Source organism: Salinispora tropica CNB-440, from assembly GCF_000016425.1.
GTDB classification, from domain to species: domain Bacteria; phylum Actinomycetota; class Actinomycetes; order Mycobacteriales; family Micromonosporaceae; genus Micromonospora; species Micromonospora tropica.
This window is the reverse complement of the sequence record NC_009380.1, coordinates 3,906,059-3,928,267: the sequence shown is the minus strand read 5'-3', so window position 1 is coordinate 3,928,267 and position 22,209 is coordinate 3,906,059. Positions and strand designations below refer to the sequence as shown.

The following is a 22,209-nucleotide window of genomic DNA, read 5'->3' as shown; positions in this document are numbered from 1 at the left end:
GGGGGTGACCACGGCTCAACCACTCATCCAGGCGCGGGGGCTGGTGAAGCGGTTCGGCGGCTTCACCGCGGTCGACGCCATCGACGTTGCGGTTCCGGCTGGGGAGGCGTTCGGTTTCCTCGGGCCCAACGGCGCCGGGAAGTCGTCCACCATGCGCATGATCGGTTGTGTCTCGCCGCCCAGCGAAGGGGAGCTGCGCATCCTCGGCATGGATCCGGTGCGAGACGGGCCGGCGATCCGGGCCCGCCTCGGTGTCTGCCCCCAGCTCGACACGCTCGACCCGGAGCTGACCGTCCGGGAAAATCTGATCACCTACGCCCGCTACTTCGGTATCGCCCGCCGGGTGGCTCGGCTGCGCGCCACCGAGCTGCTCGATTTCGTGCAGCTCAGCGAGCGGGCCGACAGTAAGGTGGAGCCGCTCTCCGGCGGCATGAAGCGACGGCTCACCATCGCCCGCGCGCTCGTCAACGAGCCCGAGATCGTGCTGCTGGACGAGCCGACCACCGGTCTCGACCCACAGGCCCGGCACCTGGTCTGGGAGCGGCTGTTCCAGCTCAAGCAGCAGGGCGTCACGCTGGTGCTCACCACGCACTACATGGACGAGGCCGAGCAGCTCTGCGACCGTCTGGTGGTGATGGACGGTGGACGGATCGTCGCCGAAGGCTCCCCCCGCGTGCTGATCGAGCAGCACTCCACCCGCGAGGTGGTCGAGCTGCGCTTCGCGGGCGAGTCGCAGGAGCCGTTCGCCAGCAAGCTTGACCAGCTCGGGGAACGGGTCGAGGTGCTGCCCGACCGGATCCTGCTCTACGTACCCGACGGCGACTCGGCGGTGGCCGAGGTGACCGCGCTCGGCCTGCACCCGATCAACGTGTTGGTGCGACGCAGCGGCCTGGAGGATGTCTTTCTGCACCTCACCGGCCGCACTTTGATCGACTGAACTGCCGTGAGGAGCCGGGCCGGAGGGCCGGGTGGATGGGGAGCGAAGGCATGACACAACTCGCGGCCGAGCGGGCCCGGCCCGGCCCGGCGCGGGTGCCGGCGATGGCGGTGCTGCAATATCACCTGGTCGGTTACCGGCGCACCTGGCGGGGCGGGGTGCTCTCGTCGTTCCTGCTTCCCGCGCTGACGGTGCTCGGCTTCGGGGTGGGAGTCGGGGCCTTCGTCGACCAGGGCGTCGACGGCGTCTCCTACCTGGAGTGGATCGTCGGGGGGCTGCTCGCGTCGACCGCGTTGCAGGTGGCGATCGCCGAGTCCACCTGGCCGGTCTACAGCAGCCTCCAGTGGACAAAGATCTACTTCGCTCAGTACGCGGCACCCTTGCGGGTAGCGGACATCCTGGCCGGTCAGCTGGCGTTCGTGCTGTTCCGGGTGCTGACCTCGGCCGCGGCGTTTCTGCTGGTGACCGGGGTGTTGGGGGCGCTGCGCTCGCCGTGGGCGGTGCTGGCGCTACCGGTGGCGGCGCTGCTCGGCCTGGCCGTTGCCGCACCCACCTTCGCGTACGCGGCAACGGCCTCCAGTGACAGCTGGCTCGCCTTGCTGTTCCGGTTCGCGGTGATCCCGATGACGCTCTTCGCCGGGGTGTTCTTCCCGGTCGAGTCGCTGCCGGTGGGGCTGCGTTGGCTGGCGTACGCGACGCCGCTCTGGCACGCGGTTGACCTGAGTCGGGCGGCCACGCTCGGTACCGCGCCGGTCTGGTCGGTCACCGGTCATCTGCTCTACCTCGCCGCCTGGGCGGTCGGTGGGTGGCTGCTCGCCCACCGTGCCCTGCGCCGCAGGCTCGTCGTCTAGGAAGGGGGCGTCATGGTCGCTCTGGTGCTGCCCCGGCTGGTGGACGTCTCGGCGGCGTCGCGACGGTCGGCCTCGGTGGCCGAACGCAACGTCTCGGCCCTGAAGTCGATCTACTGGCTGTTGTTGGTCTCCGGCTTCCTCGAGCCGCTGCTCTATCTCTTCTCCATCGGGGTCGGGGTGGGGGCGCTGGTCGGTGACCTGACGCTGCCCGGCGGAACCGTCGTCAGCTACGCGGCGTTCGTCGCTCCCGCGATGCTCGCCTCGTCCGCGATGACCGGATCGTTCGCGGAGACCACCTTCAACTTCTTCGGCAAGATGAAGTACATGAAGCTGTACGACGGGGTGATCGCCACTCCGGTGCAGCCGTTCGAGATCGCCCTCGGTGAGCTGGCCTGGGCGATGCTCCGGGGCAGCGCCTACTCTGGCGCGTTCCTCGTGGTGATGGTGGTGATGGATCTGACCACCGCCGCCCGGGCGGCGGTCGCCTTCCCGGCGGCGGTGCTGGTCGGTTTCACGTTCGGGGCGATCGGCATGACGATCGCCACCTTCATGCGGAGCTGGCAGGACTTCGACCTGCTGGGGTCGGGGCAGTTCGTCCTCTTTCTCTTTTCCGGCACGTTCATCCCGGCGCAGGCCTACCCGACGTTGCTGCGCTGGCTGGTCGAGGTGACTCCGCTCTACCGCGCGGTGCACCTGATCCGGGGGATCACCGTCGGCGGTAGCGGCTGGACGTGGCTGCTCGACATCGGATACCTGTTGGTGGTCCTGGCTGTCGGCCTCTTTATCGCGTCCCGCCGGATGAGCCGGCTGCTCTACCAGTAACCGGCGTGCCGGCGAAGGGGTCGTCAGCGGCGGTCAGGCCCCGTCGCTGACCGTTGCCGCCGAACGTCTCGCCCAGCTTGGAGTGACCGAGCTTGTCCCGGCCCTCACTGTAGAACCGGTTCGCTTGTGCCTGCGCCACCCCCGCCGCCTCCTGGACGGTCGGGTGGTCGAGGACCTTGCGACCCCACACCACCAGCTCCTCGTACGCTTCCCGGCCGGCGCGGGCACCCAGGACGAATCCCACCGCCAACCCACCAAGGAACATGATCTTTCCGCGCATGGCGGCTCCTTCCGTACCTGACGTGCTAACTCCCCATCCTGCTCCCCGCGTCGGTATCTGGGTGCCCCGACGCCGATTTATCCGGAACATCCTGAATGCTGGGTGGGATCGGCCCGCGGTGGCACCCGTCGATGGTCCGGTAACCCCCGGCCCCGGGACCCCGGGGAGTCCTGTACTCTTGTCCCGTCGCACGGCGAACCGGGAGCCCGGAAGTCGGGCGGCGGCACGATCCCCCGTAGCTCAATTGGCAGAGCAGCCGGCTGTTAACCGGCAGGTTTTTGGTTCGAGTCCAAACGGGGGAGCTCCCTCCCCATCAAGCCCGTAGGCCCGTGCCTGCGGGCTTTCTTCGTTCCGGCACCCGGCTCATCGATTCAGCGCATCACCCACAGCGGCTGTTGCCGGCGGTTCTGGCACCGGAAAGGGAACCGGGGGGCAGGATAGGAGACGTTGACCAAGATCCCTTACGCGCGGAATGGCGCATCGGGTGGGTGCGGATGTCCAGGAAAGGTGCGTGGGGTCGGGGCACGCTGGTCGCCCTACTCATCGCGCTCGCCTGGCTGGTGGTTGGCGGCCTTGCCGGGCCGTATACCGGCCGGCTCAGCGAGGTCGCCACCAACGACAACGCTGCCTTCCTCCCCACCGACGCCGAGGCGACCCGAGCCCAGGACCTCTCCGAACTCTTCGTGGACCAACTGACCACCCCGGCGCTCATCGTCTACGAACGCACCAGCGGCATCACCGACGCCGACCGGCAGCAGATCGCCGCCGACACGGCCGAGATCGCCGAACTGCCCGGCGTGGTCGGCCCGCTGCCGCCGCCGGTCCCCAGTGCGGACGGGCAGGCGGTCCAGGTGATCGTCCCGGTTGATGACGAGCAGGGCGAGGAGATCGCCAACGTCGTGGCAGAGCTGCGGGGCGTCGTCGGCGCGGATCGAGACGGGCTCACCATCAACGTCACCGGGCCGGCCGGCCTGCTCGCCGACCTGATCGATGTCTTCTCGGCGATCGACGGGAGGCTGCTGCTGGTCACCCTCTGCGTGGTGCTCCTCATCCTGCTGGTCGTCTACCGCAGTCCCGTGCTGTGGATCTTCCCGCTGCTTGCCGCGGGCATGTCGTTCTCGCTGGCCACCGCGATCGTCTACCGGCTCGCCGAGGCCGACGTCCTGACACTCGACGGGCAGGCGCAGGGCATCCTCACCGTGCTGGTCTTCGGTGCCGGCACCGACTACGCCCTGCTGCTGGTCGCCCGGTACCGGGAAGAGCTACACCGGCACGACCGGCCCGCCTCCGCCATGCTGGCGGCCTGGCGCGGCTCCGCCCCGGCGATCGCCGCCTCCGCCGGCACCACCATCGCCAGCCTGCTCTGCCTGCTGCTCTCCAGCCTGACCTCCAACCAGGCCCTCGGACCGGTCGCCGCCATCGGCATCGGAGCCACCCTGCTGGTGATGCTCACCCTCCTACCCGCGCTGCTCGTGCTCGGCGGACGCCGGGCGTTCTGGCCGCGCCAGCCGCGACTTGACCACGCCGAGCCGCAGACCGAACACGGCGTCTGGGGTCGCGTCGCGCGGTTCGTCGCCCGCCGGCACCGATCGGTGTGGCTGGTAACCGCGTTCGCGCTGGCTGCGCTCACGCTCGGCCTCACCCAGCTGGGCGCGACAACGCTGGGCGAGAGTGACCTGTTCACCGAGCGGACGGACTCGGTCGCGGGCCAGGAGGCGATCGCCCGCCACTACCCGGCCGGCACCGGGAGCCCGGCCGTGATCTTCACCCGCCAGGAGACCGCCGAGCAGGTCGCCGCCGTGGCCCAGGAGACGCCCGGAGTCGTGGCGGTACGACCGGTCACCGACCGCCCCGGCGCCGGCCCGGGCTCGGGGTCGGAAGACGACTCAGAAATGATCGAGCCGCCGAGAGTCGTCGACGGCATCGTGCAACTTGAGGCGACACTCGCCGACGCGCCGGACTCCGACGGTGCCGAGGAAACCATCCGCGAGCTACGGGTGGCGGTCCACGCCGTACCCGCCGCCGACGCGGTCGTCGGCGGCGTCACCGCAATCAACATCGACACCGCTGACGCCTCCACCCGAGACCGCAACGTCATCATCCCGGTAGTCCTCAGTGTCATCGCCGTTATCCTGGCGCTGCTGCTGCGTGCCCTGCTCGCCCCGTTGCTGCTCGTCGCCACCGTGCTGCTCTCGTACGGCGCCACGCTGGGCCTGTGCGCGCTGATCTTCAAATACCTCTTCGACTTCCCCGGCGTGGACGCCTCCTTCCCGCTGTTCGCCTTCGTCTTCCTGGTCGCCCTCGGCATCGACTACAACATCTTCCTGATGAGCCGAATCCGGCAGGAGTCGGTGAAGCGGGGCACCCGCTCCGGCGTGCTGTACGGGCTCGTCGTCACCGGAGGTGTCATCACCTCCGCCGGTGTGGTGCTCGCCGCGACCTTCAGTGCCCTGGCCGTCCTCCCGCTGGTGGTGCTCATCGAACTGGGCGTGGCGGTCGCCGTGGGCGTCCTCATCGACACGATCATCGTCCGCTCGCTGCTGGTGCCCGCCCTCGCGTACGACATAGGGTCGAAGATCTGGTGGCCGAGCCGGCTGGCCCGGGTCGGCGGCGAACGGGAGGCGCGCGATGCCGGTTGACACCGACGTGGTGATCGTCGGTGGCGGTCTGGCCGGTCTGGCGGCGGCGCGACGGCTGCACCGCGCCGGGGTGCCCTGGCGCCTCCTCGAAGCGAGCGACCGGCTCGGCGGCCGGGTCGGCACCGACATCGTCGACGGGTTCCGGCTCGACCGGGGCTTCCAGGTGCTCAACACCGCCTACCCGCGGCTCGGCACCCTGCTGGACGTGAACCAGCTTGACCTCGGGCACCTCGTCCCCGGGGTGCTGGTGCGTCACGGCGACACCCTCACCCGACTGGTCAACCCGCTACGTGAGCCCGTCGGCGCGCCCACCACCCTGCTCGCCGGGGTCGGGTCACTGCTGGACCGACTCCGCTTCGCCGCATTCGCGACCGGCGCCGCCACGGTGCCCGTGCGGCGGCTTCTCGACGCCCCGGAGACCACTACCGAGGCGGCACTGCGTCGCGCCGGCCTCTCCGACAGCATCATCGAGGAGCTGCTGCGGCCGTTTCTCTCCGGCGTCTTCCTCGAACGCCAGTTGGAGACCTCCAGCCACGTCCTCGCGATGGTCCTGCGCTCCTTCGTCCGGGGCCGTATCGGCCTGCCCGCCAAGGGGATGGCCGCGTTGCCGTACGCGATCGCCGCCCCGCTCCCCGCCGACCTGATCGACGTGGACACCCCGGTTGGCCACGTCGCGCCAGGCCGGGTGCGGACCCCGGCCGGTGACGTCACCGCCCGGGCCGTCGTGGTCGCCGTGGACCCACCCTCGGCGACCAGCCTGCTGCCGGTGTTGGCACCGGTACGCATGCACAGCTACACGACCTGGTACCACGCCACCGAGACAGCGCCCCTGGACGAACCGATCCTGCTCGTGGACGGGGACCGCCGAGAACTGATCGCCAACACCGTCGTCGTCAGCCGGGCGGCACCGACGTACGCGCCGAAGGGCCAGCACCTCGTCGCCACCTCGATGGTGGGCCCCACCGCCCCACCCGAGCCGGTGATCCGGGCCGAGCTGGCCCGCCTCTACGGACACTCCACCGCCGACTGGGCTCACCTGAGCACCGTCACCATCGCCGAGGCGCTCCCCGCCGCACCACCGCCGCAGGGTCAACTGCGACGGCCGGTGGCGCTTGGGGGCGGTCTCTTCGTCGCCGGTGACCACCGGGACAGCCCGTCGATCCAGGGCGCGCTGGCCAGCGGCTGGCGTACCGCCGGCGCGGTCCTCGCGTACCTGCGGCCAGCGGCCTGACAGCTCCTCGGCGGAATGGGGTCGGGAGCACACTGTTATCCTCGCGTTGCCCATCGTGCCACTGCGCCGGACGCGGTGACCGAGGGAAGCTGGTTCGTGCTGGCCACTCATCAACCAGGCGGGTACGATCCAGCGCGGTGTCGGGGTGGTAGCTCAGCTGGTCAGAGCAGGGGACTCATAATCCCTCGGTCGCGGGTTCAAGTCCCGCCCGCCCCACCAGGCAAAACCTGACGTACGCCAAAATCAAGGCTGTACCTCAGGGTGTACCTGGCGTTCCGAACAGCCGCTTTCCCATACGCTTCGTAGCGTCCCGGGCCAGCTTCGAGGCGACGTGGGTGTATCCCTCGGCGATCTTGATCGAGGAGTGCCCGAGCAGCTCCTGGATCACCCGTATGTCGACTCCCTGGGCGAGAAGCAGCGTCGCCCCTGTCGAGTGCCAACCGCGAACCCGACGGACCAGCGGGCCGAGTTGCGGCGTCGGTGGGCTGCCGCCAGCACCGTGACCCAGGCATGAAACCACCCGTCACGGCCTTTGCTGATGGTGGGATACCGGCGGCGGGGCATCAGGGTGCCCTGCCTCGACCGGCGCTCAGCCGTTCCCGCACCTCAGCAGCGTGCTTCCGCGCGACGGTCATGTCCGCACCAGCGGCCTGGAGCAGTTCCACCATTGGTCGGCTGACCCCGTACGGGTCGACCAGCGCCGCCCCGGCCTGGATACCCAGCAGTACGGGATCGTCGGTGACCGCCCGTACCGCGGCGACCGCTGCCTCGCGGGGCGCGTCCCTCATGCCGTCGGTGCCGTAGCGGCGGGCCACGCTGGACAGCTCGGCCAGGAGCAGCCGCTGTCGCTGCGGCAGTGACGGCACATCCACCATCCCCGACCATAACGAGGAAGGACCCCGCCCCTACCGTCTACGGGCGGCAGGGGCGGGGTCCCTCGTGATACGCGGGCGACGGGGTCAGCCCGGGCAGCCGGTGACGTTGACGCAGTTGTTCGGCCGGTTCTTGACCACGGTGGTGCCGGTGGCGGTATTCAACTCGACCGTCCCGCCCGCCTGGTTGAAGATCCCGCCGCCGTCGGTGATGGCAACGTTTTTCATGATCTTTGTTGAGAAGAGGTTGATCTCGCCGTCGGAAGTGTTGTAGATGCCGCCACCCTCGTTGCCTGCCTGGTTACCGGTAAGCACCGTGCGCCGTAACACCACCTCGGCGAAGCTGTAGATACCGCCGCCGTCGATGGCGTCATTGTTTTTGATGATGCTGTCCTCGACAACAACTGATGCGTTTGGGTCAATTCCTAGGCCACCAGAACGACCCGTCCTAGCCGTGTTTCCGGCGATGGTTACGGATCTGAGTGTGAGTTGTCCACCGGACCCCAAAACGACGCCGCCACCCTCCGGGGCGGTATTGTTCGTGATCCGGGTATCCGAAACGGTGCCGGTTCCAAGGACGACAAGGCCGCCAACATTTCCCACCTGGGCATGGTTGGCGGTAATGGTACTCCGCTTGATCCGGGTTGTGCCCCCGCTGAACACCCCAGCCGCTCCGGCGAGGGCGGTATTGGCGGACACGTGGGACGCCCTGATGTCGAGTACGCCGACGCTGACGACACCACCGCCAATTGAACCAGCTGTGTTGTGGCTGACGGTGGAGTTACTGACAATGGCAGTGCCGTTGTTGGCGATCCCGCCGCCGTTGTCGCTGGCGATGTTACGGGTGATGGCACTGTAGCCGATGATCAACTTTCCGCCGATGTTGACCAGGATCCCTCCCCCGTCCTCGTCGGCAGCGGTCTGTCCACCGGTGATTTTCAGCTTGTTGAGGGTGAGGTCGCCGTCCGTGTCGACGGTGAGGATTCTGAACGGTTCAGCGGCGGCGGCGCGTGTGATGGTGGTGTCCTTGCCGCCGTTGAGGGTGATCGGGGCGGTGATGGCGGGCAGGCCGGCACCGTCGTCGATGTCGGCGGTAAGCAGGTAGGTGCACTTGCCGGCAAGGTCGAGGACGGCACCGCCGCGGGCGTTGGCCAGGGTGATCGCCGCGATCAGCGCATCGGCGTCACACGGGACCGGTGTGCCCTTGCGTTTGTCCTTCGTTCCCTTGCCCTTGTGGTCCTTGGTGTTGGTGGAGGCGTGGTCAGGTCTTCCTGGCCGGTCGTCGTCGGCGGCGGTGACAGTGCCGTCGACGGCGCCGATAGCCGGCGCGCCGCCGATGCTGAGGCTGGTGGTGAGGGCCAGGCCGGTCATACCGGCCAGTCCGACGGCCCACCACCGTGACCTCGCTCGGCGTCCACCGGGCCTATCTGGTTCGTGGTCGTGGTGCTGGTCCATGCGGTCTGGGTGTCCTTCCCCGTGAACGGCGAGCAACCACCACCCAGGGCAGGCGGCTCCTCGGCTACCAGGCAGGCGATAGCAACCAACCCGAGCTAAACCGACACAAACCCCATTAAGACATGAACACGAAAAACATGCCTGAACGAGACATTGCCACCGTTGGCAGACGCGTAGCCCTACCCCCAGAAGGAACCCGATGACCCACGACTACCTGATCTCCCTGATCCGCACCGCGGTTCCCGCCGGGGTTGGTGCCCTGCTGGCGTGGCTGGCCTCACAGGCGGGATCGTCCTCGACGCCGACTCGTCCACCGCCCTCACCGCTGGTGTGGTCGTATGGGCGGTGGGCGGCTACTACGGCCTCATCAGGGTGGCCGAGGCACGGTGGCCGTGGCTGGGCGTCCTGCTGGGCACGCCGGCCGCGCCCCGATATGAGGTGCCGTCCCGGTAGGGAAGCACTGATGGACCGAACACAGGTTCGGACGCTGACGGGAACTCCTCCGCACTGTCCGTGGTGCTGCCGACGTCGAGGTACGGGGCGAATCCTGAGTGGTCCGTCCACGCCGCCCCGACGCAAGCAGTTGACTACCTCGTCCTCATCATCGAGCTTTAGTCACTCAGCCAGTGACCTCATTACTCCTGCGCCCTGTACCGCTCCTCGTACCTCGCCTTGGCCGCTTCGGAATGCACCCACGAGATAGTCACAGCGTCCACCTCGTCGGACGGACCCTGGCCAGTACCCATACTGACGGTCCACTCCTCCACAGACTCGCTACTTTCGCTGATGCCTAGGACGTATACAGGGGACCGGTCGTCTTGGGTAGATAGCCACTCTCGAAGTTCACCGACATTCATGCCGTCATATTACTGATGGTCTTCCTTGCCCACATTTCCGAACCTGCTTGCTATCGTTAAGGCCTTGGTCAGCGATTCGCGCATGTCTATCCTCTTCGGCGTGAAGCAACTGCGTGGCCTTGTCATCCATTTGGCGATGGATGAGCTGTTCGGCGATGACCTGCAAATGGCGGATGCTCACGCCCTGGCCCGAGGTGTCGACTCGCGGAGCTTGCGTGAGCTCGCCGGCCTCTCAAAGGGCCAGTCACGGGATGCCGTTGACCTGTTCCGGCTGGCGATGGACGAGCTCGGCTCTCCCGTCCCGGACAAGAGCGGTGCCCGGCTACACCTCATGCGGGAGGCCGCGGCGAGCATCGTTGCGGGAAGCGGCGACCCCGAGGACCTGGCTCGGTCGATAGCTCGGAAACTGCTGGGCGACGTGACGTAGGGAGTTGTGACCCTCGGTTATTGTGCGTGCAAGATCAAGGGTGTACATCAGGGTGTACTGCACACCCTTGTTGGACACTGCGCGGCTTACGAATATGCAGGCTGTGCAGTGTCATGCACCAATACCCAAGAATCTCATAATCCCTCGGTCGCGGATTCAAGTCCCGCCCACCTCACCATCAGAAATGGCCCCTGACCAGGGATTCCGGGAGCTTTGGCCGATCTTTCTCTTCCAGGGTTATCGATCCGTGGGGCCAATGTGAGCCCGAGGTGCCCAAGCCGGTGCAGGTCCAGGAGCCGGTGATCAAAGGTGGTCGGTGCGGTCGGCACCGTCGCCGTGGTCGGCGCGATCGGTGTGTCCTGGCCACCGCAGGAGCTGGCGGGTAGCCCCTGGTGCTGGTGCCATCGGCGTTACCTTGGCAGCATCGGGATGAGTCGGTCTGTCGCCGCTTACATCAACATCGGCCTGGTGCTGGCACCGGAGTGGGAATGGGACCGGCAGCGAACCGGGTGGTCGGTTGAGGAGCTGCCCCGCCACTACGACGGCGGGTGGCGTAGGCGGCTTCGTTTCTCAGGGCTGTCGGGCAACGACCAGTGGCGTATCGCCGACGAGGACTCCGCAGCTCAGGTGTCCGCGCGGGTGCGGCAACAATTGGACGATCTGATGCCGCAGCTTCTGTCGCTGCTCGACCGGGACGTCGTGCTGAACCGGACTCCGGACATTCTCGGTCCGGGAGCCTGGCTGACCCGTGCCTGGATCCTGGCCGGGGAGGGGCGCACCGACGAGTTGGAGCATCTGTTGTTCGTGGAGAGATCGGCCCGTACCCACAACTCCGTCCCGGTCCGGACGGTGTGGAACTATGCCACCGGCCGGGCTCCGGATACCGGCCAACGGTGAGAATTCGCGGTGCGTGGGCAGAGGTGACGGCGGATCCGCCGGGCTGGCCTGCGGGCGCTCGGCCCAATGCCGGGCTACGACATCTGCTGTCCGCTCCGCGCGTCCTGTCCTCCTCTTGCGTCGCGTGGCGCATCGCCTAGAGAGGCGCGGATACCTGGGTCGTCGGGCTGTCGTCGATCCTGCCCTGCTGCGCTTGCCTTGTCTCCGTCACGTAGTCCGACGGGTGCGATTTCAGTTACTGCGTCGGCGGAACGGATGCCACGGCATGAGGTCACCTGGCTTCGCAGAAGGAACGGTAGTGCGTCGTGCCCACCCTGTGGTCAGGCAACAGTGGCCGAAGAGTTTGATGCCAGATTCGGGTGCGGATCGATCGGCGTAAACGGCGGGATGCGAGCTTCGATCGCTGCGGCCGCATCAAGACAGAGATCTTCTCTGAAGCGTGGGGCAATGACCTGCACGGCGTGCGGGAGGCCGTCGGTTTCCCCGGTTGGGATCGCGACGGCAGGTAGTCCGAGCAGGTTGACGGCCACGGCCAACCGCATCGTCGCGGGAAAGTCGGACAGGCAGACGGGGTCGAGGTCACATCCAAGCACGAACGCCGGCTGCGTACGGATCGGGGCCAGCACCAGAGGCGTTCGACCAAACCAGTCACTCCACACGCGGGCAATAGCGGCTCGTTCCATCATCGGATCGAACGCCGGCTCTCCCTGAGCCCGGGTCCAGATTGGTTCATACACATGCCAGAAGCGGGCGAAGTCGTCGGAGGCGACCGTCTCCACGGGGGGCTGCTTCCGTTGTACGCGGCCGTAGCTCGCCATGATCTGGGTATAGATCTCACCCGCTCGCTCCAGTGCGGGAGCGTCGCACTCCTCAATGACGTAGCCGGCGTCGGTGAGCAGGTCGGCTGCCCGCTGTAGCGCATGCCGCACCGCTGGGTGAATGTCGATCCCCCCTGGAGCCGTGACCATGGAAACCCGGATCGGCCGTGACACGGGCGGTCCGTTGAGCGGGACCGGCGCATGCCACGGATCGCCCCCATCGCTCGCACAGATATGGGTGAACGCCAGGCGAAGATCGTCGACATGGCGCGCGATGGGACCGTGCACCCCCAGCAGTTGAAATGCGAACGGCGTCGGCCGCCGACCATCGCTCTGCGCTACCCGGCCGAGGGAGGGCTTCAGGGCCGCCACGCCGCAGCACTGCGCTGGCCAGCGCAGCGAGCCCGCGCCGTCAGTGCCCAGCCCGAGCGGGGCCAGGCCCGTGGCGACCGCGACGGCGTCGCCCCCGCTGGAGCCGCCTGGGGTGTGCTCGGCGGACCATGGGTTGCGGGTCGCACCATGCAGCCCGTTGGTGGTGTGCCACCGCATCCCGAACTCGGGCATGTTGGTCCTGGCGATCGGTATCGCCCCTGCGGCGCGAAGCTCGGCGATATGCGGTGCGTCCTGAGTGGCGATGGCATCGCGTAGCGCGGCGATACCCTGTGTAGTTGCGGAGCCGGCGACGTCGATGTTCTCTTTTACCGTCATGGGTATGCCGCACAGTGGCCCAGGCTCTTCGCCGTACCGCAACGCTTGGTCGACCGCGTCCGCAGCGGCCAGGGCCTGCTCGTCGAGTACGGCGGTGAGGGCGTTCACGACGGGATTGATCTCGTTAATCCGTCGCAGATGTGCCTGCACCACCTCGCGGCTGGAAACCTGACCTGTTCTGATCTGCCGCGCCAACTCTGTTGCGCTCAGCATCCACAACTCCGGCATATCACCTTGCTGCTCACTCATGCGACGAACGTAGAGGCTTCGCCGGTGAATGAGCAGTCTTGTCATTTCGTACCGCCTCAGCCGTCTCGTTGTGCACCGTCTCAGCGGCCAGCCCGGTTGGTGACACTGGCGTCCGGACATGTGCTGGTGGCGCGGCTTCTCAGAGCGGCAGGTGCGGTCGACAGCTGGTCCTGCCGGCCTACGCGGGGTTCGGATGCGTCCCACCAGGTAGATCTGGCGTGCGCCACGGTCAAGGCCAAGCAGCTCGAACGGGACCCCTCGTGAATCCGAGTAGCGCGGGTCGCTACCCGATGCAGCCGGGAACGTTGACGCCGTTGTCTTGTCATGCAAGTCATGACTTGCCTATCCTTGGTGGAGTGAGTGACGTAGGCACACCCGGTCGCGACGATGCTGGAGCGGGTGACATCTTCAAGGCGCTCGCCGACCCGACGCGCCGGAAGATCCTCGACGAGCTGGTGGAGCGGGATGGTCAGACGTTGTTCGAGATCTGTTCGCGACTGGCCATGAAGTACCAGATCGGTTCATCCCGGCAGGCGATCTCCCAGCACCTGGAGGTGCTGGTCGGGGCGGATCTGGTCGCTAGCCGTCGTGCGGGTCGTTACAAGTTTCACTACATCAACATCGAGCCCTTGGAACGTCTCACCGATCGATGGCGCAACCGTGGAGCGAAGGAGAGCTGATGCGGATCCATGTGACGAGCGTTCTCGTCGAGAACCAGGACGAGGCACTGCGGTTCTACACCGAGGTGCTGGGGTTCGTGAAGAAGGTGGAGGTTCCACTCGGCGATCATCGCTGGATCACCGTCGTATCGCCGGATGATCCCGACGGCTGTGAGTTGCTGCTCGAACCGGACAGCCATCCGGCGGCCAAGCCCTGGAAGGCGGCGTTGGTCAATGATGGGATCCCGTCCACGTCTTTCGCCGTTGACGACGTCCACTCGGAGTGTGACCGACTACGCGGCTTGGGCGTGCGGTTTACTCAGGATCCCCTGCGGGTCGGCCCCGTCACCACAGCGGTCTTCGACGACACCTGCGGCAATCTGATCCAGATCGAGCAGACCACCTGATCAGGGCAGCAGGTCGAGAAGCCGAGCCCGTCGTTGCCGTCGTGGCGTCGGCCGCGGGGCCGTCGGGTCGTAGAGGTGCAGCTGTGTTCGTACGTCGAGTATCAGCCCCCAGGATCTCGTTTGAGTAGTTCTTTCTCTTTCATGTCTTAATGTAGTGTGATGTCCGATTGGCTCGAGGGTGATCGCTGCCGACCGTCTGGTAGCCGAGGGGCAGCCACCCGTACCTGTCCGGGTGGCTCCTGATCTGCGACAAGGGAAGGACCTCGACACCACGATGAGCCATCTACACCACGAACCAGAACCGGATCACGCCAGCAGGCGCCGGACACCGTCACGATGGTGGGCCGCCGGGCTCGCCGGGATGACAGGCCTTGCCCTCACCACCGTCGGAGTCGCCACCCCCGCCGCCGCCGACGGCGCAGTCGGGCACGCCCTCGCCGCCCCCGACGACCGGCCCTCCGCTGACGGCCACCGCGACGAGGGTACGGGCGACGGTAAGAGTAAGGGCAAGAAGGAGATCAAGCCCAGGGGTATCCCCGTACCTTGCGACGCCGACGCCCTGATCGCCGCGATCACCCTGGCCAACGCCCGCGACGGCGCAGTGCTCGACCTCGCCGAGGACTGCACCTACCTGCTCACGGCTGCCATCGACAGCAGCGGCCTGCCCGCCATCACTGCCCCCATCACCCTCAACGGCGGCAAGAACACCACCATCGAACGCGCCGCCGCCGCCGACCCGTTCCGTATCCTCGCCGTCGAGGTCGGCGGCGACCTTACCGTGAACAAATTGAAGATCGCCGGGGGGCGGGCCGCCGCCTCGGGTGAGTTCGGGGCTGGCATCCTCGTGAACCCCGGCGGGCGGCTGACTGTCAAACACAGCGAAATCGTCCGCAATGTCGGCGGCACCAGCGTCGGGGGCGGCATCGCCAACCTTGGCACCAGTGCCATCACCGACTCCGTTATCAGTCGCAACAGCGCCGCACAGGGTGGCGGTATATTCAGCATAAGGGGGCGGCTCACCGTCAAGAAGGTTCGATTTACCGACAATAGCGCTAACAGCGTCGGTGGTGCTATTGGCAGTGTTCTCGACGTGACCACCGAGGTGTGGGACAGCACCTTTGCCCGTAACCGTGCAGAGATCGGTGCGGGAATCGGCGAATCCGAGGGTGCCAATACCAGCATCGTCAGGTCCACCTTCGTAGATAACAATTCCAGTAGTATTGGTGGCGCTATCTTCCTCGACGGGCAGCTGACCATGCGACACGTCACCGTAGTCAGAAACCACGCCGAAGAACGGGGTGGCGGCGTCGCTGTCCAGAACGCCACGGGTGGTTCTGCCGCCGTCATCGAAGACAGTGAGATCAGCAAAAACACCACCAACGGTACCGGGGGAGGAATTTTCAATGCGTCCGTACCGGTGGTACTGCGGGACACCACGGTAGCGGCTAATCAGGCCGACACGGGTGGCGGCATTTTCACCCAGGCCAACAGTACGACCACCCTGTTCAACACCTCGGTCGTCAAGAATATCGCTGTCACCGACGGCGGCGGAATTTTCAACGACCCCGCCGGCGTAGTGGTCCTGAACACGGCCACCGGCACGGTCGTTATCAAGAACCGGCCGAACAACTGCGTCAACGTCCCCGGCTGTTCGGGCTGACGCCAACCCCGGAGCTTCAGTTCCGCCCTCGCCACCCGCCTGAGGGTGGCGGGGGCGGAACTCTTCCTGACCGCAGGTCGCGCGTCAGTTCTCAAGGCCGGGTGCTGTCTTGCTCCGCACCGGTGCCCGTTGCTTCCTTGGCCCGTAGGGCCGCGGACCGGTGGAGGATCCTGCGAATGATTGGTGCTGCCGGCGGGGGTGACCTCTGAATGTTGTGAGCCCGAGGGAGCCCGGAGGTGCTGGAGTGGAAGACGAGGGGTTCCAGGCGGCGGGGTCAGCCCGCGCAACCGGGTACGTCGACGCAGTTGTTCGGCCGGTTCTTGATAACGACCGTGCCGGTGGCGGTGTTCAGGTTCACCACGCCGCCGCTGTTGAAGATGCCCCCACCGTCGGTGACGGCGATGTTCTTGACCACCTTCGACGTGAAGAGGCTGAGCGTGCCGAAGTTCTGGATGCCGCCGCCCTGACTGGCCTGGTTGCCGACTACCTTGGTACGTCGCAACACCGTTTCTCCGCTGTTGAAGACTCCCCCACCGGGGTCCGCGGCGGTGTTGTTCTTGATGAGGCTGTCTTCGACCAGGGCGAAATTGTCCCCCTCTGCGACGAGCAGCCCACCGGCGGTGGCGGGCGACGTATTGTCTGACAGGTTGACGTGGCGCATCGTCAGCTGCGCGGTCGCCTCGACCTGGACGCCTCCAGCGCCAGCGGCGGCACTGGAATTTTCGGTGATTCTGGTGTTGGTGACAATTCCGTTGGCGCCAGCCAGAAATAGTCCTCCGGTCACGGTCGCCTGGTTTCCGGAGATGCTGCCGTCCTTGATGACAGTGTTGCCGGATCCATAGATGCCGCCGCCAATAGTGGCGTCGTTCATATCGATGTGGGATTTGATGGCCTCCAGAAGCCCAATATTGTTTACTCCGCCTCCCAGCTGGTTTGTGCTGTTGTTTTCGACGCGAGAGTGGGCGAGTCTGGTGGTGCCGCTATTGGCGATTCCGCCGCCCGGGGTCTGAGCGATGTTACGGGCGATTGTGCTGTGGTTTGTGATCAACGTTCCACCGGCTCGGACGAAGATTCCCCCACCGTTGCTGGTGGTTTGTCCGCCGGTGATGATGAGGTGGTTGAGGGTGAGGTTGCCACCGGTGTCGACGGTGAGGATGCGGAACGGGTCGGCGGTGGCGGCGCGTTCGATGGTGGTGTTCTTGCCGCCGTTGAGGGTGATGGGGGCGGTGATGGCGGGCAGGCCGTTGCCGTCGATGTCGGCGGTGAGTAGGTAGGTGCAGTTTTTGGCGAGGTCGAGCACGGCGCCGTCGCGGGCGTTGGCGAGGGTGATCGCGGCGATCAGAGCGTCGGTGTCACAAGGGACGGGTGTGCCATTGGGCTCCTTTCCCCCTCTTTCCTTGCTCTTGGCGTCGTGCTTGCCGTCCTCGCCCTTGTTGCGGTGGTCCCGGTCGGAGGGGCGGTCGTCGGCGGCGGTGAGGGTTCGTCCGACGGCGTCGGCGGCTGAGGCGGTGGGGCCGCCGACGGCGGCCAGGGTCAGGCCGGTCATGCCGGCCAACCCGACAGCCCACCACCGCCACCCTGATCTCGCCTGGGTTCCGCCCAGACGGTCCGGTTTGTGCTCCTGGTGCTTATGGTTCATCGCAGCGTCGGTGTCCTTCCTCGTTGTGGATGAGGAGCCCACGCGCGAGCGTGGGCGAGGGTATTCGTTTCTGTGGCTCGGCAGGCCCTTCCCCGCCGCAGCGGATTGAGGGGTTCCGCCCCTCCGCCGGTGGGCGGAGGGGCGGAACCGTCATTCGTTTGGATTCGCGCGAGGTTGCTATCCGGCGCAGCCGGGTACGTCGACGCAGTTGTTGGGTCGGTTCTTGATGACGATGGTGCCGGTGGCGGTGTTCAGGTTCACCACGCCGCCGCTGTTGAAGATGCCCCCACCGTCGGTAACGGCGATGTTCTTGACCACCTGTGTGTCGAAGAGGGAGAGGGTGGCGTTAGGTCCGTTGAGGATTCCGCCTCCCTGGTTTCCTGACTGGTTTCCGATGACCTTCGTGTTTCGCAATACCAGCGAATCGAAGTTGAAGATTCCACCGCCGTTTGCGGCAGCGGTGTTGTTCTTGATGGTGCTGTCCTCGACCACCGTGGTGGTGGCGGGGTTCACCGACAGCCCGCCGGCCAGCCCCGATATCGCCGTGTTGTTGGCGATGACCACTGCTCTGAGGGTGAGCTGCCCGGAGTTCGCCAGAACGCCGCCAGTTGCACTGGCGGTATTGTTGGTGATCTCGGTCTTCGTGACAATTCCGGTTCCTCCGAACAGTTCCACGCCGCCAGCGCTGGTCGCAGTCTGGTTGCCGGTAATTCGGCTGTGCTCAACCAGCATCGTGCCCTCATTGCTGTTGATGCCGCCACCAGCGGCGCCGGCGGTGTTGTCAGCTACGTGGGACTTTTTGACGGTCAGTAGACCGGTGCTGAAGATGCCGCCGCCGGTAGTGCCGGAGATGTTTCGGCTGACGGTGGAGTGGTGGAGAGTTGTGGTGCCGTTGTTGGCGATGCCGCCGCCATTGGCGTTGGTGATGTTGCGGGTGATGGTGCTGTGGTTGGTGGTGAGGGTGCCGGCCGGGTTGACGAGGATGCCGCCGCCGTCGCTGTCGGTCTGGCCGCCGGTGATGGTCAGCTTGTTGAGGGTGAGGTTGCCGCCGGTGTCGACGGTGAGGATGCGGAACGGGTCGACGGCGGCGGCGCGTTCGATGGTGGTGTTCTTGCCGCCGTTGAGGGTGATGGGGGCGGTGATGGCGGGCAGGCCGTTGCCGTCGATGTCGGCGGTGAGCAGGTAGGTGCAGTCCTTGGCGAGGTCGAGCACGGCGCCGTCGCGGGCGTTGGCCAGGGTGATCGCGGCGATCAGCGCGTCCGCGTCGCAGGGCACGGGGGTGCCCTTGGGGGTGGCCGTCTTCTTCCCCTTGCCCTTGTCGCCCTTGCCCTTGTCGTTCTTGCCCTCGTCGCTCTTGTTCTTGGCGTCGTCACGTTTGCCGCCGTCGTCGTCGCGGCGGTCACCTTCATGTGGCTGGTCACGTTTGTCGGAGCGGTCGTCGGCGCTGAGGGTGCGTCCGATGGCGTCGGCGGCCGGGGTGGCGGCGACTCCGACGGTGGTGAGGGCCAGGCCGGCCACGCTGGCGAGCCCGACGGCCCACCATCGCCGCCGTGACCTCGCCCGGTCCGCGCCAGGGCGCTCCGGTTCGGGTTCGTGGATGTGGTTCTGCTGGTTCATCGTGGTCTCGGTGTCCTTCCCCCGTGAACGACGAGGACCACCACCCGGGGGCAGACCGGGGGTGGTGCTCCTCGGCTACCGGGCAGGCGGTAGCGGCCACAAGCACGCTAAAACCACACCCAACCCGAAAGAACATGAACACGAGGAAAATGCCGGAAATAGGCTAAAACGGACCAGGTGTGACCGGGTCAGCCGTGCAGGTGTCAGCTGGCCTGGGTGAGCGCCTCGAACTTGTCGTCGGTGAGCTGCACCTCGGCGCTGGCGACGTTCTCCTCCAGGTGCGCCACGGAGGACGTGCCGGGAATGGGCAGCATGACCGGCGAGCGTCGCAGCAGCCAGGCGAGGGCGAGCTGCGCCGGCGTCGCGCCGTACTCGGTGCTGGCCGCCTCCAGCGGCCCGCCGGGGCGGGCAAGGTCACCGGTAGCAATCGGATGCCAGGGAACGAACCCGAGGTCGTTGCGTTCGCAGTACTCCAGAACGGGCTCGGCGCCACGGGTGGTCAGGTTGTAGAGGTTCTGCACGGTGGCGATCGGGGTGATCTTCTGAGCTGCCTCGATCTGCTCGACGGTCACCTCGGAGAGGCCGATGTGTCGGATCTTGCCTTCCTGCTGGAGCTGGACCAACTCGCCGAGCTGGTCGTCGAGCGGCACCGTCGGGTCAATTCGCTGCAACTGGTGCAGCGGAATGCAGTCCAGGCCGAGGTGGCGAAGGCTCAACTCACACTGTTGGCGTAGGTACTTCGGAAGGCCAAGCAACTTCCAGTCGTCCGGCCCGCCCCGGACCACCCCAGCCTTGCTCGCGATCACCAGATCCTCGGCGTACGGGTGCAGCGCCTCTTTGATCAGCAGCTCGCAGACGAACGGCCCGTACGAGTCGGCGGTGTCGATGAACGTCACCCCTAGGTCGACAGCCCGTCGGAGCAGCCGGATCGCCTCCGCGGGGTCCTTCGGCATGTCCCACACGCCCGGTCCGGCGAGCCGCATGGATCCATACCCGAGGCGGTCTACCAGGAGATCACCACCGATCCGGTACGTGCCGGATGCCTTGACCGGCTGGTGGCCGGCGGGACGTGCCATTGCCGTGTCCCCTCGTCTGTCGGCGGGCAAGGGTAGGCCCATTCGGTCGCCTTACCCGCTGCCGATGGGCTCACGCGCCCGGCGCGCGTTCGCCGCCCACCGGCACAGGTCGGCTACTTCCGAGTGAGCGAGTCGCCGAGCCCCGTGGTGCGCGCGGATCGGCGGTCAATCCGATGGTGGCCGGGCCTTGGGCCGCGCGCGGAGGTGGGCACGCTCTCCCTGCTGGCCGAAGAGGCTGAGGATCTCGACCGGCTGGTCCTCGGCGACGCCGAACCAGTGCGGCACCCGGGTGTCGAACTCGGCCGCCTCGCCGGGCGTCAGCACGAGATCGTGCTCGCCGAGGATGAGCCGTAACCGCCCGCTCAACACGTAGAGCCACTCGTACCCGTCGTGGGTCTGTGGGTCTGGCTCCCGCTTGCTGGTCGGGATGATCAGCTTGAATGCCTGGATGCCGCCGGCTCCTCGGGTCAACGGCAGCACGGTCATGTCGTGGCGGATGACTGGGCGCAGGTGGATGCGGGGGTCGCCGGTGGGTGGCGCCCCGACGAGTTCGTCGAGGGTGACGCCGTGGGCGCGGGCGAGGGGAAGGAGCAGCTCGAGGGTCGGCCGGCGAGTGCCTGATTCGAGCCGGGACAGGGTGCTCACCGAGATGCCGGTCTGGGCCGAGAGGTCGGTCAGAGTGGTTGCGCGCTTGTGTCGCAGTGCCCGCAGCCGGGGGCCGACCGCGTCGAGAGCCTGGTTCAGGTCACCGTCCATGGTCAATATTTTGCCATATCGGCAACAGGGTTTGCCGCCTACGACGAGTGGGGGCATGGTGGCCGCGGGAGGTGGTCGGAATGACCAATCAGCTGAAGGAGAGCTACGACGTCGTGGTGGCCGGTGGTGGTGCCGCAGGTCTGAACGGGGCGGTGATGCTCGCCCGATCGCGTCGATCGGTGGTGGTTCTCGACTCGGGTAACCCGCGTAACGCCCCCGCCGAGGGGGTGCACGGGCTGTTGGGCCGCGAGGACATGCCGCCGTCCGAGCTACTCGAGCGCGGCCGGGCCGAGGTGCGCGGCTACGGTGGCCACATCGTGCCCGCGGAGATCGCGACCTCTGCCCGGGACCGTGATGGATTTGTCGTGACCTTGACCGACGGCCGGTCGGTACGGGCCCGTCGCCTGCTGGTCACCACGGGACTGGTCGACCTGCTACCGGGCCTCCCCGGGCTGCGCGAACGCTGGGGCCGAGACGTCCTCCACTGCCCGTACTGCCATGGCTGGGAGGTTCGGGACCAGGCCATCGGCGTGCTCGCCACCAACCCGATGTCCGTGCACCAGGCGCTGCTCTTCCGCCAGCTCAGCGCCGACATCATCTACTTCACGCACATGTCCGCCGGACCCGACGAGGAGCAGGCGGAGCAACTCGAAGCCCGGGGCGTACGGGTGGTCACCGGTGCGGTGGCGGGCCTGGAGACCGCCGACGACCGGCTCGTCGGGGTGCGGCTCGTCGACGGCACAGTCGTACCCCGGACCGCCCTGGGGGTTGGGCCGCGGATGGTGGCGCGTGCCGGGTTCCTGGCCGGGCTCGGGCTGCGGGCGGTCGAACACGCGAGTGGGCTCGGTGAGCACATCCCCGCCGATCCCACCGGGCGCACCGAGGTGGAGGGGGTCTGGGCGGCGGGCAACGTCACCGACCTGGCGGCCCAGGTGGGCGCCGCCGCGGCCGGCGGGGCTGTTGCCGGAGCTGCCATCAACGCTGATCTGATCGCCGAGGAGACCCGCCGGGCGGTCGCCGCCCTGCGGCACCCGTTCTCGGGCAAGTCGGAGGCGCGGGTCGCCGAGGTGGTGGCGGGCGAGGGTCGGCACGGACTGTGAAAGGCAGCGGGGTGCCTCGGGGAAGGCAGCGGGGTGCCTCGGGGCGGTCGGCGGAGGGCAGTCAGGTGTGCGACAACCGGGTGATCGGCTAACGGACAGGACGCCGGGTGCCGCACCGAAGCACAGTTAAAGCAGGTGAGAGGCGTGGATGGCGGGCCACATCCCGATCCTCGGGCCTGGCGGGGGCAACAACGTCCCCGTCGCCACCGAGCCCGGCGCGAGCGTCGTCGCCGACGCGCACCGCGCTGCCGG

At 67.1% G+C, this 22,209-nt stretch carries 20 protein-coding genes, 2 tRNA genes and 1 pseudogene; 14 read left to right on the top strand and 9 right to left on the bottom strand.

The window, feature by feature from the left end:
• The first annotated feature begins 4 nt into the window (after positions 1 to 4).
• From STROP_RS17175 to STROP_RS17165, 3 genes are read left to right on the top strand one after another with little or no spacing between them, the layout of a single operon-like run.
• Positions 5 to 937, top strand: a complete 933-nt coding sequence (locus STROP_RS17175) for an ABC transporter ATP-binding protein (protein WP_012014629.1) — start codon at positions 5 to 7, stop codon at positions 935 to 937.
• Positions 938 to 987: 50 nt separating this feature from the next.
• Positions 988 to 1,788 (top strand): ABC transporter permease, encoded by an 801-nt coding sequence (locus STROP_RS17170; RefSeq protein WP_026275440.1) that lies wholly within the window; start codon positions 988 to 990, stop codon positions 1,786 to 1,788.
• Positions 1,789 to 1,800: 12 nt separating this feature from the next.
• A complete protein-coding gene (locus STROP_RS17165) occupies positions 1,801 to 2,610 on the top strand; it encodes an ABC transporter permease (protein WP_012014627.1) in 810 nt (269 codons plus the stop codon).
• Here STROP_RS17165 and STROP_RS17160 read toward each other — a convergent pair.
• Entirely contained in the window at positions 2,570 to 2,890 is a 321-nt protein-coding gene (locus STROP_RS17160) for a hypothetical protein (protein ID WP_012014626.1), read from the bottom strand. The genes STROP_RS17165 and STROP_RS17160 overlap by 41 nt on opposite strands.
• A 229-nt stretch (positions 2,891 to 3,119) precedes the next feature.
• Here STROP_RS17160 and STROP_RS17155 point away from each other — a divergent pair.
• The 4 genes from STROP_RS17155 (at position 3,120) to STROP_RS17140 (ending at position 6,979) form a co-directional block, all read left to right on the top strand.
• Positions 3,120 to 3,192 (top strand) — tRNA-Asn (locus tag STROP_RS17155).
• A 192-nt stretch (positions 3,193 to 3,384) separates the two neighbouring features.
• Positions 3,385 to 5,529, top strand: a complete 2,145-nt coding sequence (locus STROP_RS17150) for an MMPL family transporter (RefSeq protein WP_012014625.1) — start codon at positions 3,385 to 3,387, stop codon at positions 5,527 to 5,529.
• A complete protein-coding gene (locus tag STROP_RS17145; protein WP_012014624.1) occupies positions 5,519 to 6,760 on the top strand; it encodes an FAD-dependent oxidoreductase in 1,242 nt (413 codons plus the stop codon). Before STROP_RS17150 ends, STROP_RS17145 begins: the two co-directional genes overlap by 11 nt.
• 142 nt (positions 6,761 to 6,902) lie before the next feature.
• Positions 6,903 to 6,979, top strand: a tRNA-Ile gene (locus STROP_RS17140).
• A 37-nt stretch (positions 6,980 to 7,016) separates the two neighbouring features.
• On the opposite strand, the gene STROP_RS25815 is transcribed toward STROP_RS17140, so the two are convergent.
• From STROP_RS25815 to STROP_RS17130, 3 genes are all read right to left on the bottom strand, one after another.
• On the bottom strand, positions 7,017 to 7,280 hold the full coding sequence (locus tag STROP_RS25815; protein ID WP_012014623.1) for a tyrosine-type recombinase/integrase: 264 nt from the start codon (positions 7,278 to 7,280) through the stop codon (positions 7,017 to 7,019).
• A 43-nt stretch (positions 7,281 to 7,323) separates the two neighbouring features.
• Complete coding sequence (locus STROP_RS17135; RefSeq protein WP_018833546.1) at positions 7,324 to 7,635, bottom strand: hypothetical protein; 312 nt, start codon at positions 7,633 to 7,635, stop codon at positions 7,324 to 7,326.
• A gap of 84 nt (positions 7,636 to 7,719) precedes the next feature.
• Positions 7,720 to 9,087, bottom strand: coding sequence for a hypothetical protein (locus STROP_RS17130; protein ID WP_012014621.1), 1,368 nt, complete (start codon positions 9,085 to 9,087; stop codon positions 7,720 to 7,722).
• A gap of 199 nt (positions 9,088 to 9,286) precedes the next feature.
• Here STROP_RS17130 and STROP_RS17125 point away from each other — a divergent pair.
• The 3 genes and pseudogenes from STROP_RS17125 to STROP_RS17110 all read left to right on the top strand — a co-directional run bounded on the left by STROP_RS17125 (position 9,287) and on the right by STROP_RS17110 (position 11,268).
• A pseudogene (locus tag STROP_RS17125) lies at positions 9,287 to 9,540 on the top strand (hypothetical protein).
• A 504-nt stretch (positions 9,541 to 10,044) separates the two neighbouring features.
• Positions 10,045 to 10,371, top strand: coding sequence for a hypothetical protein (locus STROP_RS17115; protein ID WP_238380241.1), 327 nt, complete (start codon positions 10,045 to 10,047; stop codon positions 10,369 to 10,371).
• Between the two features lie 429 nt (positions 10,372 to 10,800).
• Positions 10,801 to 11,268 (top strand): DUF4304 domain-containing protein, encoded by a 468-nt coding sequence (locus STROP_RS17110; protein WP_238380240.1) that lies wholly within the window; start codon positions 10,801 to 10,803, stop codon positions 11,266 to 11,268.
• 320 nt (positions 11,269 to 11,588) lie between these two features.
• On the opposite strand, the gene STROP_RS17105 is transcribed toward STROP_RS17110, so the two are convergent.
• Entirely contained in the window at positions 11,589 to 13,022 is a 1,434-nt protein-coding gene (locus tag STROP_RS17105) for an amidase (RefSeq protein WP_043535447.1), read from the bottom strand.
• Positions 13,023 to 13,399: 377 nt separating this feature from the next.
• Here STROP_RS17105 and STROP_RS17100 point away from each other — a divergent pair, with 377 nt between their 5' ends.
• From STROP_RS17100 to STROP_RS17090, 3 genes are all read left to right on the top strand, one after another.
• Entirely contained in the window at positions 13,400 to 13,723 is a 324-nt protein-coding gene (locus STROP_RS17100; protein WP_018831545.1) for an ArsR/SmtB family transcription factor, read from the top strand.
• The gene (locus STROP_RS17095; RefSeq protein ID WP_012014616.1) at positions 13,723 to 14,109 is read left to right on the top strand and encodes a VOC family protein; all 387 of its coding nucleotides are present in this window, start codon (positions 13,723 to 13,725) and stop codon (positions 14,107 to 14,109) included. Before STROP_RS17100 ends, STROP_RS17095 begins: the two co-directional genes overlap by 1 nt.
• A 274-nt stretch (positions 14,110 to 14,383) precedes the next feature.
• The gene (locus STROP_RS17090; protein WP_012014615.1) at positions 14,384 to 15,769 is read left to right on the top strand and encodes a right-handed parallel beta-helix repeat-containing protein; all 1,386 of its coding nucleotides are present in this window, start codon (positions 14,384 to 14,386) and stop codon (positions 15,767 to 15,769) included.
• Between the two features lie 274 nt (positions 15,770 to 16,043).
• Here STROP_RS17090 and STROP_RS17085 read toward each other — a convergent pair whose 3' ends face one another.
• The 4 genes from STROP_RS17085 to STROP_RS17070 form a co-directional block, all read right to left on the bottom strand.
• A complete protein-coding gene (locus STROP_RS17085) occupies positions 16,044 to 17,408 on the bottom strand; it encodes a right-handed parallel beta-helix repeat-containing protein (RefSeq protein ID WP_012014614.1) in 1,365 nt (454 codons plus the stop codon).
• A gap of 177 nt (positions 17,409 to 17,585) precedes the next feature.
• On the bottom strand, positions 17,586 to 19,025 hold the full coding sequence (locus STROP_RS17080; protein ID WP_012014613.1) for a hypothetical protein: 1,440 nt from the start codon (positions 19,023 to 19,025) through the stop codon (positions 17,586 to 17,588).
• 203 nt (positions 19,026 to 19,228) lie between these two features.
• A complete protein-coding gene (locus STROP_RS17075) occupies positions 19,229 to 20,101 on the bottom strand; it encodes an aldo/keto reductase (RefSeq protein WP_026275442.1) in 873 nt (290 codons plus the stop codon).
• Positions 20,102 to 20,266: 165 nt separating this feature from the next.
• Entirely contained in the window at positions 20,267 to 20,857 is a 591-nt protein-coding gene (locus STROP_RS17070) for a helix-turn-helix domain-containing protein (protein WP_026275443.1), read from the bottom strand.
• Between the two features lie 80 nt (positions 20,858 to 20,937).
• Between STROP_RS17070 and STROP_RS17065 the strand changes: the two genes are divergently transcribed.
• The gene (locus tag STROP_RS17065) at positions 20,938 to 21,957 is read left to right on the top strand and encodes an NAD(P)/FAD-dependent oxidoreductase (RefSeq protein WP_012014610.1); all 1,020 of its coding nucleotides are present in this window, start codon (positions 20,938 to 20,940) and stop codon (positions 21,955 to 21,957) included.
• Positions 21,958 to 22,209: the final 252 nt, after the last annotated feature.

What these genes read in the sequence shown, in the direction of transcription:
- STROP_RS17150 (WP_012014625.1), top strand. Translation starts at nt 3,385, where the DNA reads ATGTCCAGGAAAGGTGCGTGGGGTCGGGGCACGCTGGTCGCCCTACTC.
- STROP_RS17110 (WP_238380240.1), top strand. Translation starts at nt 10,801, where the DNA reads ATGAGTCGGTCTGTCGCCGCTTACATCAACATCGGCCTGGTGCTGGCA.
- STROP_RS17165 (WP_012014627.1), top strand. Translation starts at nt 1,801, where the DNA reads ATGGTCGCTCTGGTGCTGCCCCGGCTGGTGGACGTCTCGGCGGCGTCG.
- STROP_RS17075 (WP_026275442.1), bottom strand. Translation starts at nt 20,101, where the DNA reads ATGGCACGTCCCGCCGGCCACCAGCCGGTCAAGGCATCCGGCACGTAC.
- STROP_RS17070 (WP_026275443.1), bottom strand. Translation starts at nt 20,857, where the DNA reads ATGGACGGTGACCTGAACCAGGCTCTCGACGCGGTCGGCCCCCGGCTG.
- STROP_RS17105 (WP_043535447.1), bottom strand. Translation starts at nt 13,022, where the DNA reads ATGCCGGAGTTGTGGATGCTGAGCGCAACAGAGTTGGCGCGGCAGATC.
- STROP_RS17145 (WP_012014624.1), top strand. Translation starts at nt 5,519, where the DNA reads ATGCCGGTTGACACCGACGTGGTGATCGTCGGTGGCGGTCTGGCCGGT.
- STROP_RS17080 (WP_012014613.1), bottom strand. Translation starts at nt 19,025, where the DNA reads ATGAACCAGCAGAACCACATCCACGAACCCGAACCGGAGCGCCCTGGC.
- STROP_RS17130 (WP_012014621.1), bottom strand. Translation starts at nt 9,087, where the DNA reads ATGGACCAGCACCACGACCACGAACCAGATAGGCCCGGTGGACGCCGA.
- STROP_RS17090 (WP_012014615.1), top strand. Translation starts at nt 14,384, where the DNA reads ATGAGCCATCTACACCACGAACCAGAACCGGATCACGCCAGCAGGCGC.
- STROP_RS17170 (WP_026275440.1), top strand. Translation starts at nt 988, where the DNA reads ATGACACAACTCGCGGCCGAGCGGGCCCGGCCCGGCCCGGCGCGGGTG.
- STROP_RS17085 (WP_012014614.1), bottom strand. Translation starts at nt 17,408, where the DNA reads ATGAACCATAAGCACCAGGAGCACAAACCGGACCGTCTGGGCGGAACC.
- STROP_RS17160 (WP_012014626.1), bottom strand. Translation starts at nt 2,890, where the DNA reads ATGCGCGGAAAGATCATGTTCCTTGGTGGGTTGGCGGTGGGATTCGTC.
- STROP_RS17095 (WP_012014616.1), top strand. Translation starts at nt 13,723, where the DNA reads ATGCGGATCCATGTGACGAGCGTTCTCGTCGAGAACCAGGACGAGGCA.
- STROP_RS17135 (WP_018833546.1), bottom strand. Translation starts at nt 7,635, where the DNA reads ATGGTGGATGTGCCGTCACTGCCGCAGCGACAGCGGCTGCTCCTGGCC.
- STROP_RS17065 (WP_012014610.1), top strand. Translation starts at nt 20,938, where the DNA reads ATGACCAATCAGCTGAAGGAGAGCTACGACGTCGTGGTGGCCGGTGGT.